This is a genomic window from Salinivibrio sp. HTSP (assembly GCF_003390965.1).
Lineage (GTDB): Bacteria > Pseudomonadota > Gammaproteobacteria > Enterobacterales > Vibrionaceae > Salinivibrio > Salinivibrio kushneri.
Window position 1 is genome coordinate 1 of the sequence record NZ_PXUD01000034.1, and the last position, 15,913, is coordinate 15,913.

11 protein-coding genes are annotated in these 15,913 nt (G+C 50.0%); 6 read left to right on the forward strand and 5 right to left on the reverse strand.

Going from position 1 to position 15,913, the window contains the following annotated elements; genetic code table 11:
• Together C7A19_RS07560 and C7A19_RS07565 are read left to right on the forward strand one after the other, a co-directional pair.
• Positions 1-1,428: GNAT family N-acetyltransferase (locus C7A19_RS07560; protein ID WP_155522556.1), on the forward strand; the 1,428-nt coding region annotated here is incomplete at its 5' end.
• A 364-nt stretch (positions 1,429-1,792) separates the two neighbouring features.
• Positions 1,793-3,457: a FapA family protein gene (locus C7A19_RS07565; RefSeq protein ID WP_116644609.1), complete on the forward strand. Its 1,665-nt coding sequence runs from the start codon at positions 1,793-1,795 to the stop codon at positions 3,455-3,457.
• A gap of 22 nt (positions 3,458-3,479) precedes the next feature.
• Here C7A19_RS07565 and C7A19_RS07570 read toward each other — a convergent pair whose 3' ends face one another.
• Genes C7A19_RS07570 through C7A19_RS07580 form a run of 3 tightly spaced genes read right to left on the reverse strand, consistent with a single transcriptional unit; the run spans position 3,480 to position 6,276 of the window.
• Positions 3,480-3,677: a hypothetical protein gene (locus C7A19_RS07570; RefSeq protein WP_116644610.1), complete on the reverse strand. Its 198-nt coding sequence runs from the start codon at positions 3,675-3,677 to the stop codon at positions 3,480-3,482.
• Positions 3,670-5,604, reverse strand: a complete 1,935-nt coding sequence (locus C7A19_RS07575; protein WP_116644611.1) for an EAL domain-containing protein — start codon at positions 5,602-5,604, stop codon at positions 3,670-3,672. The genes C7A19_RS07570 and C7A19_RS07575 overlap by 8 nt, the downstream gene beginning before the upstream one ends.
• Before the next feature lie 6 nt (positions 5,605-5,610).
• Positions 5,611-6,276, reverse strand: coding sequence for a transglutaminase-like cysteine peptidase (locus C7A19_RS07580; RefSeq protein WP_077485037.1), 666 nt, complete (start codon positions 6,274-6,276; stop codon positions 5,611-5,613).
• Positions 6,277-6,733: 457 nt separating this feature from the next.
• Here C7A19_RS07580 and pdxH point away from each other — a divergent pair, with 457 nt between their 5' ends.
• Positions 6,734-7,372 (forward strand): pyridoxamine 5'-phosphate oxidase, encoded by a 639-nt coding sequence (gene pdxH / locus C7A19_RS07585; protein ID WP_102504806.1) that lies wholly within the window; start codon positions 6,734-6,736, stop codon positions 7,370-7,372.
• Positions 7,373-7,471: 99 nt separating this feature from the next.
• Here pdxH and C7A19_RS07590 read toward each other — a convergent pair whose 3' ends face one another.
• Positions 7,472-8,170: a helix-turn-helix transcriptional regulator gene (locus tag C7A19_RS07590; RefSeq protein WP_077458848.1), complete on the reverse strand. Its 699-nt coding sequence runs from the start codon at positions 8,168-8,170 to the stop codon at positions 7,472-7,474.
• 436 nt (positions 8,171-8,606) lie between these two features.
• Positions 8,607-10,460, reverse strand: a complete 1,854-nt coding sequence (locus C7A19_RS07595; protein WP_116644612.1) for an SUMF1/EgtB/PvdO family nonheme iron enzyme — start codon at positions 10,458-10,460, stop codon at positions 8,607-8,609.
• Positions 10,461-11,044: 584 nt separating this feature from the next.
• Here C7A19_RS07595 and C7A19_RS07600 point away from each other — a divergent pair.
• The 3 genes from C7A19_RS07600 to C7A19_RS07610 all read left to right on the forward strand — a co-directional run bounded on the left by C7A19_RS07600 (position 11,045) and on the right by C7A19_RS07610 (position 15,908).
• Positions 11,045-11,821, forward strand: coding sequence for an AraC family transcriptional regulator (locus C7A19_RS07600; RefSeq protein WP_077606648.1), 777 nt, complete (start codon positions 11,045-11,047; stop codon positions 11,819-11,821).
• A gap of 231 nt (positions 11,822-12,052) precedes the next feature.
• Positions 12,053-15,166, forward strand: a complete 3,114-nt coding sequence (putA, locus tag C7A19_RS07605) for a bifunctional proline dehydrogenase/L-glutamate gamma-semialdehyde dehydrogenase PutA (protein ID WP_116644613.1) — start codon at positions 12,053-12,055, stop codon at positions 15,164-15,166.
• A gap of 31 nt (positions 15,167-15,197) precedes the next feature.
• A complete protein-coding gene (locus C7A19_RS07610; protein ID WP_116644614.1) occupies positions 15,198-15,908 on the forward strand; it encodes an aldehyde dehydrogenase family protein in 711 nt (236 codons plus the stop codon).
• Positions 15,909-15,913 lie beyond the last annotated feature (5 nt).

Below are 15,913 nucleotides of genomic sequence, written 5' to 3' on the forward strand. Positions count from 1 at the left end.
GTGTCATCGCCTTCCCCTGCCCATGCATCAACGCTTTTTCATCATCTGAAAGCCACCCTTCAGGTTGATGACGCCGGTCAAAAAATCGATTATCAAGGAAGCCAGATACGCTTTATCGCGCCTGATGCGCTGTTGCAAGACGCGCCAGCGGCGGACTTGTTACTGGTTGATGAGGCCGCGGCGATCCCGCTTCCGATTATAAGCCAATGGTTGAATCAATACAGTCGCGTCGCGATTGCCACGACAGAGCATGGCTATGAAGGGACAGGACGGGCTTTTACGCTCCGACTCAAGCAAATGTTGGATGCAGAGCAGCCACAATGGCGTACCTTAAAGCTCACCGCCCCCATGCGATGGGCTGATGATGATCCGGTTGAGCGTACCTTGAATGCCCTCTTTTTACTCAATGGCGACGACGACTTAGCGACGGAACGGGCCGATATGCTTGAGACCGAGTGGGTTAAAAATGTGGTGATTGAACCGATTAGCCGTCACCAGTTGTATCAAGACGAGGCGTGTTTACGGCAGTTATTCACACTACTGATCGCCGCCCATTATCAAACATCGCCTAACGATTTAGCCCGTCTTCTGGACGATGACGCTCTCTTAATCTTTGCCGGCTGGCGCAACGATAAGTTGGTTGCCGCGTGTGTCGTGAGTCAAGAGGGTGGGGTTGATTGGCAAACGTGCCAGGCGGTTGTTGCTGGGCAACGCCGGATAAAAGGGCATCTGTTTAGCCAATCTGTCGCCGCGCATTTGGGGGAGGCTGAGGTTTTGCACGACAGGCTTTGGCGCGTGCAACGTATTGCCGTGTCCGAGCCCTATCGACACCAAGGCGTCGGTCGACGGTTGCTCGCCGTCGTGAATCAACACGCGGCTGAAGCCTCGGTAGTTGGGGTAGGGGTTAGCTTCGGTGCAACCGCATCGTTGACGCTGTTTTGGTTTAAGCAAGGGTTTAAGCCGGTTAAACTGGGATTGAAACGCGATCAAGCCAGTGGCTGCTACTCACTGCAAATGCTTAAACCTATCCAGCCTTTGAGATGGTGTGATCTGGCGTTACGCTTGTTTAGGCAAAGTCTTCCCATTCAGATGCTCACTAGCCATCAACGGATGGAAACGGACATTGCTATGTCTATCATTGCAGGGTTACCAACCACACCGCTACCGGAGGAAGCAAGACAACAACTCGATGGGTTTGTTGCCGGTGGTGTAGGAGTCGATGCTGCCCTCTCGAGTCTACAGACTTGGTTATATCATCATATTCGTTGTGACGGGAAAAAGGGCGAGAACGCCACACTCCCCATTCTGGTTAGCCGTATTTTGTTAGGGGTGCCTTGGTCTGTGGTTTGCACCCGATATCAGTTTGCGGGAAAGAAGGACGCGGAATCTCGAATACGGGACTATGTTCACATGCACCTGACGACATGAGCGATTTACAATGTAAACGAAACACGTGGCATTGGCTTGATTTACAGTGTAAACGCTGTCACGTATGACGCGTATTTACACTGTAAATCGTTCTAATGTCGATCATTGTGGGGAGCATGCAGAGGGCCAATGAATTAATCCTACCCTGGTCACGTTTTTATCAGTGATCCTGCTCCCATAAACGATAAACCTGTATAATTTATTATAAATGAGACAATTGCGCACACTGGCATTGGATTTGGACTAATCTAATCAGTGACGACAGTCGAGCGTAACGTTCCACAAGATGATGGAGCAAGCGCGTTGCCAAGTGGTTTACTGGGCTAATAAAGCCGCCACAAGGATCAGATAGGCAGGGAGCGAGATGCTAGACGATATCCTCCGCGTCTCTCAGGATGGTCAGCGTGTATATTTATCGGCAGGGAACGTCGAGCATACAAATGGCCAACCCATAGAGAAAAAACAGATTAAGGACTGGTTGGTGAGCAACCAAGTCGATGGCTTTTTTTGTTTTGATGATACGATAGAGTCAGCACTCACCAAGTTAAATGTCTCGCCGGATGATGCTGAGTCTGAAGATTTCATTATAGCAGAACGCCGTGATGCAACTATCGAGGCGCGTATCGCCGATGATAAAATGACGGCCTATTTGATCGTTAACGGCGCTTGTGGCGGGCGTGGACTGAAAGCCGATGACATTCTTTCGACACTGCGTGATGCTAATATCGTTCGAGGGATAAAAAAACCAACCCTGCAAAAACTTCTCTCCGCATCAGGAAAGCTCAAACCTGGTGAATATCTCGATGTGCCCGTTGCATTCGGCCGACAGCCTATCGCCGGGGAAGATGCACATCTTGTCTATCTCATTGAAGATCCTACCGAGCGTGTTCGTCGTCCCAAACAGCGTGAAGATGGAACCGTTGATATGCGTGATTTGGGGGAAATGGTGATGGTGAAGCAAGGACAGCCGTTAGCTAAACTGATCCCAGAAACGTCGGGTTATGAGGGCTTCACGGTCACTGGCTCAGTGTTGTCGACCTCGTCCGGTCAGCCAATGACACTCACCGCTCACCCAGGTAGTGAGTTTAGTAACAAAGATCCGAATATTTTGGTGGCGACCATGGCCGGGATCCCTCGGTTACAAAAAGACGGCGTGGCTGTCGATGATGCCTTGAGCTTAGATGCGGTTGATGTCGGTACTGGGCATGTCAACTTTGAAGGCAGTGTGGTGATTAAAGGGGATGTCGAAGTGGGTATGAAGGTCACGGCATCGGGAACCGTCACGGTAGGAGGAGTGGTAGAATCGGCGACCATCTCCGCCGGTGCCGACATTATTGTCCAGAACGGGATTATCGGCCGACAAGTTGCAGCCGATTCTGATATTAATTGTACCCTGATTGCGGAGGGCAATATCGTTGCCAAGTTCGCGCAGTATGCCACGCTCTGTGCCAATCAAAACCTAGAACTTACCTTGCATGCGATGCACTGCAAAACACATGTGGGGCAGTCAATCATCATTACTGATGCCACCAAGCGCAAAGGGACATTAGCGGGCGGTCAACATGAAGTCGGTGAGAAAGTACAGGCGGCGATTATCGGCGCCAGCGCAGGGGCGCATACGTATATCCATTGTTTCCCGCGTCTGCCGATACTGAAACGGGAACTCGTCAATCTAAACAAAAGCTGGGAAGAGAAAAGTGCCCAACTGGACAAGATCCAGGCGGCAGAGAAAAAACTTGACGCTGTTCCAGAAGAGAAGCGCGACGCGGCCATGGTGGAAAGAACAAGGTCGACACGCGAGCACCTGTCTACCGAGCTAAGTGAAATAGAAGCCACGATGGAAGAAACAGATGCGGCGATAGAAAGCGGATACAAAGCCGCCAGTATCATTGCGACTAAGTCACTACTGAATCGAGTCCATTGTACTATCGGTGAAGACAAGCACGTGATTCACTCAGAGCATGGTCCATCACATTTGTTTTATGATAACGCGGCGATTGAATTAAAACCGTATCAAGGCAATGGTTAATGCTGATTTACAGTGTAAACTGTTAACCAACCTTACGGATTTTCCCTTCTTTTAAGGCTTGAAGTACCATCCCCGCTCGCTCAGCCGCGCGGGGAAGTAAAAAAGGTGAGAGGTAGCCGTCGGAGATAGGAAGTCCAGAGACAAAGGCATCGGGGGAGTTCGCGTTACCGAAGTAACGCGATACATAAATCAATGATTGCAGGAGCGGATCTTTAACCATGGCTGTCCTGAGTGTTATTGAAGATATAGCCTTGGAAACCATTGACGAAAAGCTCGGAAAGGTGAGCAAGTTGTGCGTCTGTTTCCACGCGTGTCGCGATAGTGGTGATATTTAAGTTATGCGCGGTGCGACAAATTGATGCCAAGACATGCCCTTGGGCATCGTCTTCTATATGGCTGGTATAGGCAAAGTCTATTTTTACGTAATCGGGCTTAAAGCGTTGCAAGTAATCCAAAGACTGAAAGTTGCGACCATAATTATCGACGCCAAATTGGAAGCCTGCTTGACGGATTTGATCGATCAACAAGCCAGTGTGATCAGCATGACGAACAAAAGCGACCTCTGGGATCTCAAATAACAGTTGGCCGGCCAGTTTGCGGTGCTGATACAAGGTTGTTCCCAACCAACGAATAAACGACGCATTGGTCACACTACTCAAGGTGAGATTCACCGCCAATGGCCCGACACTGGCATCTTGAGATAATGTCTTAAGCACGTGAGTAATGACATACTTATCGAGGGTCTCACCCAGCTGGAGCTGTTCCACGGCCCCTAAAAAGTGCCCAGCCCCATAATACTGACCGTCTTTTTCTATTGCAGAAAAAACCTCTTGATGCAATCGGTTTGATTCGCTGTCTGTGGCGGGTTGGTATTTGAACACAAACAGCTCTTGTGCGACGGCTTCATGCAGCAGTGCTTTCCATTGCTGTTTACCCATTGCAGCGTCACCGATGGATTGGTCAATCAGTACGACAGGGTGCTCCGGCGTATTGCGTGCTTGTGATAAGGCATTATCTGCTTGTGACAGTAGCACGCTGGCATCCTGGTTCCCGCCGCCATTGATAGCTAACCCAACCGCTACCTTAGGTGGCGTGAGGCCGGTCGGATCCGCTTGCATGTCCACGACCATGGCGAGCACACTCTCGCCGAGCAAGCGTAAGTCATCAGGGTCTGAATTCGGGGCTAGGATCACAAATTCATCTTTGCTCAAACGCGCTGCGGTCATGTTGTCGTCGCTGATAATCGTGGTAGTGAGGTTATTCGCAAATTGCTCAACCACACGGTCCCCCGCTTCGAAGCCATGGTTTTTATAGGCCTCCCCAATGAGATCCACTTTAATTAACGCCATACCGCCAACACCAGACTCGGTTAACCAAGATTTAAGCTGGCCAACATAGAAGCTGCGGTTACCGAGGCCAGATACCGCATCTCGATAGGCGGTTTTACGTAACCGGTCGGCTTCTTTTGCTTGTTGTTCAAAGTAGTTTTTGAGCTGATCGGTCATGACATTAATGGCATTGACCACGGTTTTAAGCTCTGTCGTGGGAGGAAGCGGAATGGGATCACCAAATTTGTTTTTGGCGATTTCGCCCGCTTTGGCCGTAATGCGCGCAAGCGGTCTCAGAGAGCGCTGTAATTGCCAGCCGATGATCACGGACGCGACCAAAAAGATAATCGCCAGAATTGTCCCTAGCTGGACAAATGATTTCCATAGTTGCTTATATGCATACCCTGGATGCGCGACCACTTCGACTTCGGCAAGTTGCATCCAACCACTGGTGATGGTTTGCTTTTCTGTGATCACAGGAAAAATATCGAGATCGATAAACCACTGGGGAACGCCCTGAATTTGTACCGGGTACTCGCGAACAATCTCGCTGTTATCTGACAGCAAGGTCAAATTAACCTCGCGATAAAAGCCGCCATCAAAAAACGCATTGATCACTGACTCGGCGGCGACTTTATCCTCCGATTCTAAATAGGGTGCCAAGGCTAACCCCATCGAATTGACCGTGTTGTTGATATCAGAGGTTTGCTGATTGAGTAAAAAGTTGCGTGTGGTGTTCAGCTCGATACCGAAGACGGCCAGCACTATGCAGAAGAAAATCACTAGCATCCATGAGAATATTTGGTTGAATAACGTCATCGGTGTTTACCTATCAAATTGTCTAATCGGTTTTTTCATCTTTAAGGTGTCGATACGGCTACGTAAATCATTCCAAAGGCCAAGTCGGGAGGCGTTGCCAGCAAGCTCGCCTTGGCCGCGTTCTTTCATTAACCATAGTCGGCTACCATTAAAGCTATATATAGGAAGCAGATCGCGTCTTAACGACGCACGTTTAATTGCTGGATCTAAGTTATCGAGTAGCACCGGCTCGGAGGACGGCGTTGGGTAATACGCAACGACCATATGAAATTGGTCGAGACGGATTGCTTTTACGTACACCAGGCGCAGCTTTTTATCATCAATGCCTAACTCGCGAAGCGAAAAGTATTTTGCGATACTAAAATCTTCACAATCACCGGCGGCGGCACCAAGAAACTCTAAAGGCGTTGCCCAGTAATCTTTTTTTCCCCATAGGTCGATATCATCGACAAAGTACATCTGATTAAAAAAATCATTCACCTTGCGCAGCTTTTCTTGCTCTGATAAGCCTTGGGTCTTTTCCACCATGTTGCGCCATGCTGTGACACGCTTACCCGCGCGTTCACCATAAAAGCTCGACACTTGCCCCACCCAGCGTGACTCTTTGGTGGTCAGACTCATCGCGCTGAGAGAGAGCAACAAACATAACCCGGCAATATGCCATTGCTTCATAAATGGTTTCGCTTTAAGACTGAGGTTGACGAGTAAAAATAGTTCATGCTCCCTCGAGCTTCCCTCTTTAAGTCCCATGTTTGACGACTGGAGATATCGTTTCGGGCTCCTAACTCATCGTAAAATGGTCCTGAGCGTCGTGGTCGTATGACAAGAAGTTTGCCATAGCGGTGACCTAGGTTATAGCTTTGAGCGTCGCTTTTGCGTGGTCATCGATGTTCATGAGTGGACTTGACCCGTTTCCTATGTTGTTAGCTTCTAGTTTAGACTTTTAGCGCGCTTTTGTGCTGGTGCGCGAGTTAAAGAGAAAAGTGACGTGAAGGCGTAAGTGTTAATGTCAATACCTCTAAGAGAGAACAGACTGATCTTTGTATTGGCAGCCACGTAATCGGTTTGTGCTTGTTTATTGACAAAGACCTGCGCAAAATAGTTGAAAATAAACGAATTGGAGAAAGCAATGGAGTTGTCAGACATTCGAAGAGAGTACACCCAAGGGGGATTACGTCGTGATGATTTACCCGATGCGCCCATGGATTTATTTGGCCAGTGGTTGCAACAAGCCATTGATACCCAAGTGCCAGATCCAACCGCAATGACTGTCGCCACGGTTGATGAAGATGGACAACCTTTTCAGCGCATCGTTTTGCTTAAAGACTTTAATCAAGAGGGGTTTGTGTTTTACACCAACTTGGGAAGTCGCAAAGCGCTGCATTTGAAAAAAAACAGCAAGATTAGCTTGCACTTTCCTTGGCATTTTATCGAGCGACAAGTCCATATTATGGGGGAGGCGGAGCCTCTGAGTAAAAAGGAGGTGTTTAAGTATTTCACTTCTCGCCCCAAAGAAAGCCAGATCGCGGCATGGGCGAGCAAACAAAGCGAACGTTTATCAGCACGCTCGGCGTTAGAAGGCAAGTTTTTGGAGCTGAAAAAACAGTTCGAGAAAGGGGAAGTGCCTGTCCCTACATTCTGGGGCGGTTATCGCATCAAGCCTAAAAGCATTGAGTTTTGGCAAGGTGGCGAGCACCGCTTACACGATCGTTTCTTATATCAACGCCAAGAGGATGACAGCTGGGCGATTGAACGCTTAGCGCCATAGCCGCCGCCCCTTTGATGATCGCGACGAGGGACATCTTAGCGCCCTCATCGCGCAGGACTGGCGGCAAGAGGGCGCACTGTTGAACTGGGCGCTGTCTGATTAACCTCGTAGCACCACAGACAATTGCTGGGTTAACAAGCTTTCTGGAATCGCGGAGCCAAATCCTTGCGCGAGCGCATGCTCGAGTAAGCCTGCTTTGGAGTCGACATCGAACTTTTCACGTAAATGCGCAAAGTGATTTTCGATGGTTTTGACGGATACTGACAATGTCTGCGCGATCAATTGCGGTTTCTTGCCATGCAGATGAAGGAACAGTACCTCCCGCTCTCGCGATGTCAGGTGTACCTGAGCTTCACCATGATGATGATCGGATAATGCCTGTTCAGGGTGAGTGACTGCACGGCACACCCAATGTCCCACTTCTAAAATGGCGGTGTCGCTCAGCTCCTGGCCACAGAACATGACCCCACAAATATGCCCCTGTTCATTAAACCAAGGCGTTTTGGTAAACAGGTGCGCATGCCAACGGCCATTGGCATAGGGATGAATATCGAGCACACGGAGTCGCTTGCCTGTTTTCATCACGTATTGGTCTTGCGCTTGAAATTGATCGGCACAACGCGTGGTGGGGCAGGGCATATCATGATCTGTCTTGCCTATGCAGTCTTGCGGTTGTTTGAGGCCCACAAGACGGCAGTATTCACTATTGGCGTAAACAAATACCGATTGTGTATCTTTGCAGCCCCAGCAGCCGGGTAATTGCTCGAGCATAGACAGAGCAGGAGGAACGTGATTCATATCGCTTACCCATTCGTTGTTATTATTATTGGACGTCATCGCCCATCAAGATATAGAAAAACGGACACGTTATTGGAGCATAAAAAAAAGCCGGCATAAAGCCGGCAAAGACAAGATTTCCCCAAAGGGAGTTATCCTGTACGACGTGTAGAAGAGGTTGTTTAGATAATTCACTGGTATCATGAGGGTTGTTGATACAAGATCGTTATCTAACTGCACCTAACAGTGTTAGGAACTGCAAACGCGTCTATCGGGACAAATTGCGTTTACGGGGTCTACTATATCCAGAAGACTAGACGTTGGGTAGGGGGGATTTGACCTATTGACATTGAGTAAAGCAACTTAATATCAAGATTGTTGATTTTATCTTACTCGAAAAAACGCCGCTAACGAGTAGCGGCGTGTGTTTTCTACTATTGTGATGAGGCGAGTGAGATCAAGGTGTTTTGATATCTCGCACCACGCGGAACCCAAGGTAATTGGCGCTGGTGTTCTCTCCTAACTCCAAACGCTCGGAAACGCGAGAGCGTTGAGGTGAAAAGTTCCACGCACCGCCGCGAGCAATAGGGGTATCATTGCTTACCCACTCCCAAACATTGCCTGCGGTGTCATAAACACCGAACGGGTTAGGCGGAAAGCTTTTAACCGGCGAGGTGCGGTCGTTTGACCATACCGTGCCGCTCCAGCCGGTATTGGCGTTGCCGACACCGATTTCATTGCCCCACCAGTAATCGCTTTCCGTGCCACCACGGGCAGCAACTTCCCACTCAACGTCGTTTGGAAGCGCGTAGCGCTGACCCGTTTGCTGGCTTAGCCACTCGGTGTAAGCCTCGGCATCATCTTTATTGACACAAACGACTGGGGAGTCGGCCGCTTGATCAAAGCCGGGTTGACGCCAGTCTGTATCCAAGCTTTGGTTGATCTCGCCATTTACCAGCTTATCGCAGCCATTACCTTGTTCGGCTGCGGTGACATAACCGGAGGCGGTGACAAAGGCGTCAAACTGCTCTACCGTGACGGGGGTGGCGCCCATCGCAAATGATTGCTGAATAGCCACATTTTCACCTGCATCTGGCCCGACTTTGTATTCGCCAGCGCCGATCACCACCATTTGCGGTGCTTCGAGATTATTGGCAACCGGGTCGGTAAACTTCTTCCCAGGACTTGGTGGCTGGTTAGGTTGCTCTTTCAGTTTGGCCCACACTACCTGATCTTTACCTAAATACACTTCTCGATCGTAGGGAACAAAACCCGGTTTGGTGACCGTTAAGTCATGGTTACCGACGGGTAGCATGAGTTCTACCGGTGTGCTGCCGTATGACACATCATTAATGGTCACACTGTCATCGTAACGATTGGAGCGTATCGTCACGTTAACCCAGCGTTTCGCTTGCTGTTTACGATTGGCCTGCTGCTGTGCTTGAGTGGTTTCAACACAGTATCTGTCTTCTAGATCAAGCAGTCGACATGCCGCCGTTTTATCGGGACGGCTTACCAGCTCGGCGTTAATACGCGTTGTGTAGTCCATACCACCGGTAAAGCCCGCGTCAACGACTTCACTGTTAGTGACGTGGATATTAAACGCCACTTTATCGATATTTTCCTTCACCGCATTGGATTCGGTCACAAAGTCCGTTACCTGGCCTCGGAAGTCACGAATCGCTTTTTGCATGGCCAGCGTCTTTCCTTGGTTCGCGCACGCCGACAATGTCATGTTGGGTGAACAGGTCAAGCTATGGACAACTTCAATCGTGTCTTTTTGGGTGAGTTCTTTACGTAGACGCTCTGCACGTGCTTCGCGCATGGCCTCATGTAAATTCTCAAGGGTGGTTGCCAATAGGGCTTGTTCTCGTTCAAGTTTCGCCAGTCGTTTCTTCTGCTCAATAATGGCGGACTCGTTGGCAGCTTGTTTTTGCTGGTGATTGTTCACCTGCTGCCATGCTTGTTGGTAGGCCTGCTGATACGGGCTGATATCTGTGCTCGGGTCAGCGATTAAATCCTGAAATTTCGCATCCAGCTCTGCTTTAGCATTACTGCGTTTGCGCTTCAGGTTACTCAGTTCATCTTCTAACGTCGCGCGCTTGACCAAAAGGTCATCCAATTTCGCCTGCTGCAGAGCCAGTTCATCGTTTCGAGTCTCCAACGTTTCTTCTTTATCGCGGAGCTTCTCAACCAACTCACTGACCGGATCGAGATTATCAGCGGAAGACGCGTTTTCAGCGAACGCCAACTCGGTTAGCAGTAGGGGAGGGAGCGCTAAGCATAACGCTTTTATATATTTCGTTGTCATAGTTCCCTTGCTTACGCATGTCGCAATAATAATACCTATGTCCAAAAAGTAGACTATCACGGAAACCCGCGTTGCCACGCAAACCGTGCTAATTATTTGACGGCAGTCAGCATTCTGCGACGTGATCGGTGCAACTGTGCTCATGGTTTTAATGTTTATGCGAGATTACCTTAAGCGGTGGCTTGCTTCAAATAAGATTGCGTGACGGCACAATAAAACGGAAGAATGATCAAGGTGTTGATCCCCTTTGATCGCCTCGAAACAATGATCAAGTAAGTGATATTCCCATCGAATAAAAATTAAATCGTTGAATTTTATGTTATTTGCATATATCAGAGGTGGTTTTTTTATCGCATTGTTCTCGATATTACCCCGATCAATGTGCAATACATGAGGGATCCTTCGCATTTTTAGCGTCAAAATGACATAGGCCGTAAAAAATACACTACTTGATCATTGTTCCGCAACGTTGAGAATAAGCATAGAGAATCCAGTCGCACACGGGTGACAAGCGTGCCAGAATAATGAAAGAGGAAGTTGAATGGTTGACGGCAAACCCGTAATCCGCACCGAGAGGGAGAGCCATGGTGGTGAAAACACCCAAAGTCTCTGAAGTGATCGCCTTGCCTCGGCAACAGCTTCACCATAGCCATGAGTACAAGCAGGTCGTGATTGGTCTGCAAGGGCAAACGGAATTCGATGTTGATGGGCGTGGCAGTCTGGTTGGCCCAGGCCAAGGCTGTTTGGTGGAGGAATCACACGAGCATGCGTTTACCGGGGTTGGACGTAATGAAATTCTGGTGATTAATCTTCCATACCAAGAATGGGTGGGGCATGCGTCCATGCATGACAACATTGCGCGTTTGTTTAGTCGCGAGCCTTACTTCCAACTCGACACTCACGCGCAAATGCTGATCAAGGCGCTGACCGCAGAGATGATCGCCAACCCGTCTGATTTGCTGCTTAGCCGCGCTTGTGCGGATACGCTGATGTGCGTGTTACATCGCCATTTCCGTGACCATGTTTCTCCGCGACGTGATGGTCACCGTTTAAACATGGATATCATTGACCGTTATATTCATCAGCACATCAGCCGCAAAATCTCGGTGGCGCAGTTAGCGGGCAGTGTTTTTCTGGCTGAAAGCCAATTCCACCAGTTATTTAAAGAGCAGGTGGGCACCACGCCACATCAATATGTGCTTGAAAAACGCTTTGCCTTAGCGAAACAACTGATTAAAGAAAGTGAATTGACCATGGCACAAATTGCCGATAGCTGCGGTTTCTCTAGCCAAAGCGGTTTCACTAATGCATTTTCTCGCTATTTTGGCCTTTCTCCTGCCAAGTTTAAGGGCTCGGTTTAAGCTTGGCCCGATGTGCTTTCGCCGTCTCAGGCATCAATAATATGCACTTCATTTGTTATGCCATTATGGCGATCGACAGCTTTATTTGTTAATCATCGGAGGATTTTGCAATAATGCCGGTGTATTTTGTAAGACCCTACTGATAGACCACGCATAGAATCGATCGCAAAGTAACAATGACGTAACATTTTTCCTGCCCGAGTTTGGGAGGACGTGAGTGAGGATACCACTATGTTTAAAGCCATCGATGCTATGCAGCCCTCGTTTATCGAGCGCCCACTAGCGCAGATCTGGTCTGAAATCTCTCCGCTGTATTGCGTTGACGAAAGCCTATGGCTTCAACAGTTAATTCCCTTAGCGGAAGCCACTGACAGTGAGCGTGAGCAAACACGTCGTCAAGCCACGCAGTTGATTGAGCAGGTGCGGGCGGATAAAAAAGCCGTTCAAATGATTGATGCGCTCTTGCTTGAGTACAGCCTGGATACCCGTGAAGGGATTTTGTTGATGTGTCTGGCTGAAGCGCTGATGCGGATCCCTGATTCGCACACGGCCGATGCACTTATCCGCGATAAACTGAGTGTTGCTGACTGGAAAGCCCATTTGCGCCACTCCGACTCCCTGTTTGTTAATGCCTCAACGTGGGGACTGATGCTCACCGGAAAAGTGGTGACCTTGGATGAAAGCACCGAAGGGAAACCAGCCTCTGTTATAAACCGTCTTGTTAACAAAATGTCCGAGCCGGTGATTCGCCAAGCCATGCATCAGGCGATGAAAATCATGGGCCACCAGTTCGTGCTTGGCCGTGATATTGATGAGGCGCAAAAGAACGGTGAAGGCCCCCGCAATAACGGCTTTACCTACTCATTCGATATGTTAGGGGAAGCGGCACTCACTCAAGAAGATGCTAAAGCCTACTTAGCGGACTACTTACAAGCCATTGAATCTGTGGGCGAAGCCAAATCTAGCTACCAAGGTCCATCGCCGTCGGTGTCGATTAAGCTGTCGGCTTTGCATCCGCGCTATGAAGCAGCCAACTACGATCGCATGATGAACGAAATGTTCGACACTGTGTTGGTACTGCTCAAGCGTGCCCGTGAAAAAGATGTGGCGATCACCATTGATGCTGAAGAAGCGGATCGTCTAGAACTCTCGCTAGCCCTATTTGAAAAGCTATATCGCGATCCTGTGGTTCAGGGCTGGGGTAAATTTGGTTTGGTGGTGCAAGCCTATTCAAAACGCGCGCTCCCTGTGATTACTTGGTTAGCGGCGTTAGCAAAAGAGCAAGGTGATGTGATCCCAATGCGCTTGGTAAAAGGGGCGTACTGGGATAGCGAGATTAAACTATGCCAGCAAGGTGGACACCATGGCTATCCGGTATTCACCCGTAAAGAGGCGACGGATGTCTCTTATCTCGCCTGTGCCCGTTTTCTGTTGAGCGAGCATGTCCGCGGCCTCATTTATCCGCAATTTGCCAGTCATAACGCCCATACCATCGCCGCGATAGCCTCGATGGCATCCCATCAAGACTTTGAGTTCCAGCGCCTTCATGGCATGGGTGACGCGCTGTACAACCATGCAAAAGCCTTATTTAATACCGAGGTGCGCATTTATGCCCCAGTGGGCAGCCACAAAGACTTGCTCCCTTATTTGGTGCGTCGCTTACTGGAAAATGGCGCAAACAGCTCTTTTGTTCACCGCTTGGTCGACGCTCGTTGCCCGATTGATGATCTTATCGCCGATCCTGTCGATACATTGCGCGCTAACCCAACACTGCATAACGATCGTATCCCCCTGCCGTTAGATATCTTTGGCCCCTCACGTAAGAACTCTCAAGGTGTGGCTACTGATATCGACTCTGAATGGCAGCCATTCACCGCAAGCATTGCTCCCTTTATGGGCGCATACCAGTGGCAGGCAGGCCCCATCGTAAATGGCCAGCGTCTGGCCGGCGATACGCATCCTATCGCTGCGCCTTATGATCGTGAGGAGCCTGTCGGCCAAGTTGACTGGGCGACGTCTGATCAGGTGAATAATGCACTCGATATTGCCGCGAATGCCTATCCAGAGTGGTCGAAAACCGCAGTCAGTGAACGTGGTAAGTACTTACTTGACCTAGCTGATAAACTTGAAGCGAATTTAGGTGAGTTGGTAGCGATTTGTCATCGCGAAGCCGGTAAAACGATTCATGACAGCATTGATGAGGTGCGTGAAGCGGTCGACTTTTTGCGTTACTACCCCGAGCAGGCCAAAGCGTTGCAGGGCGAGCCGCTTTCATACACAGGCTTTGACGGCCAGATGCAGTCCGTGAGCTACCAAGGTCGCGGTGTCTTTACCTGTATTAGCCCGTGGAACTTCCCATTAGCTATCTTTTTGGGGCAAGTCAGCGCGGCGCTGGTGGCCGGTAACACCGTGGTAGCAAAACCGGCAGAGCAAACATCCATCATCGCTTATCGCGCGATTGAGCTGTTACTTGAAACCGGGATCCCGACAGGGGTTATCCAACTGCTTCCAGGCAGCGGGCCTGTGGTGGGGGCGCCATTAACCGAAGACAGCCGCATTGCCGGTGTGGCGTTTACGGGGTCTACCCCGACCGCACAACGTATTACACGTACGTTAGCCGAGCGCGACGCTGATCCTGTGCCTGTGGTGGCAGAAACCGGCGGACAAAACGCCATGCTAGTAGACAGTACCGCGTTACCCGAGCAGGTCGTGCGTGATGTATTGCGTTCCGCGTTTGCCTCGGCGGGGCAGCGCTGTTCAGCTTTACGCGTGCTTTATATTCAAGAAGATATCGCCGATCGTGTGATTAGCTTGATTAAAGGCGCGATGGCGGAGCTGTCGGTGGGCCGTCCAGAGCGGCTGTCTACCGATGTGGGACCAGTGATTGATCAAACCGCCAAAGACAAATTGCTCGCTCACATCGAACAAATGAAGCGCAGTGGCAAGCTGGTGACCCAGGTACCGCTTTCGGCTGAGTGTGATAAAGGCACTTTTGTCCCGCCGACAGCCTTTGAAATTCGCAGCATTGACCAACTGAGCGAAGAGCACTTTGGCCCGATTTTGCACATTGTTCGTTATCACGCCAACGAGCTCGACAAAGTGATTGACGATATCAACCGCACCGGCTTTGGCTTGACCATGGGTGTGCATAGCCGTAATGAAACCACGTGTGCACACATTGAGCACCGAGCGCGCGTGGGTAACTGCTATGTAAACCGCGATCAGGTAGGTGCCGTGGTTGGGGTTCAGCCGTTTGGTGGCCGTGGCCTATCAGGCACCGGCCCGAAAGCGGGCGGACCACATTATCTCTACCGCTTTACACAAGCGTCAGTAAACGTTCAATAAGCCGGTTGGTATCAAGATCAGGAGAAGCGTGATGGAGCAATTAAATAACGTTTTAGAGCAGTGTGACGCGGTATGGGAAGACTGGAACGATCAAACCGTTGCAGGACGCATCACTCTATTACAGCGGTGGTCTGAGACCGTTGCGGCACGGGGAGATGACTTTGCCAAAGCGGCGAACATGATCCGTTTCCAGTGCGATAGCGCAGATCGACTGCTCAACAAAGTACATGAATTACCAGGACCAACAGGGGAGACTAACGAGCTCTATACGGCAGGACGTGGCACCGTCGCAGTGACGGGAGATGCATTGCTCACGCCTATTGCTTTATGTGGTCAGTTAGCCGCTGCGTTGGTAGCCGGTAATTGTGTGGTAGTGAGTGTTGAGGGCACTCACGCTGATATGGTCGACGCTGTACTGGCCGACCTCGTGAAAGCTGGATGCCCAGATCGTGTGGCCGTGCGCGTGAGTATTGATGCGCTCAACGATCTTTTGGTTCATCCACACATCGTCGGGTTGGCAACGACAGGGGAAGACGCACACGTGCGACACGTCAACCGCCAACTCGCGCAACGTAAGGGTGTGATTGCCACACTGGTTGCGGAAACTGACACGGCTCATTATCCCGTGATTGGTTCGCCCGACTATGTGTTGCGTTTTGTGACCGAATGCACCCGAACCATAAATATCACTGCTGTAGGTGGTAATGCCACGCTTCTGGAACTCGGCAGTGGTGAACATTAACTTTC

Bases quoted from the DNA above. Each gene is read 5' to 3' on its own strand.
- C7A19_RS07570 (WP_116644610.1), bottom strand. From the start codon at position 3,677: ATGGTTAAAGATCCGCTCCTGCAATCATTGATTTATGTATCGCGTTAC.
- C7A19_RS07600 (WP_077606648.1), top strand. From the start codon at position 11,045: ATGGTGGTGAAAACACCCAAAGTCTCTGAAGTGATCGCCTTGCCTCGG.
- C7A19_RS07565 (WP_116644609.1), top strand. From the start codon at position 1,793: ATGCTAGACGATATCCTCCGCGTCTCTCAGGATGGTCAGCGTGTATAT.
- C7A19_RS07575 (WP_116644611.1), bottom strand. From the start codon at position 5,604: ATGACGTTATTCAACCAAATATTCTCATGGATGCTAGTGATTTTCTTC.
- C7A19_RS07595 (WP_116644612.1), bottom strand. From the start codon at position 10,460: ATGACAACGAAATATATAAAAGCGTTATGCTTAGCGCTCCCTCCCCTA.
- pdxH (WP_102504806.1), top strand. From the start codon at position 6,734: ATGGAGTTGTCAGACATTCGAAGAGAGTACACCCAAGGGGGATTACGT.
- C7A19_RS07610 (WP_116644614.1), top strand. From the start codon at position 15,198: ATGGAGCAATTAAATAACGTTTTAGAGCAGTGTGACGCGGTATGGGAA.
- C7A19_RS07580 (WP_077485037.1), bottom strand. From the start codon at position 6,276: ATGAAGCAATGGCATATTGCCGGGTTATGTTTGTTGCTCTCTCTCAGC.
- putA (WP_116644613.1), top strand. From the start codon at position 12,053: ATGTTTAAAGCCATCGATGCTATGCAGCCCTCGTTTATCGAGCGCCCA.
- C7A19_RS07590 (WP_077458848.1), bottom strand. From the start codon at position 8,170: ATGAATCACGTTCCTCCTGCTCTGTCTATGCTCGAGCAATTACCCGGC.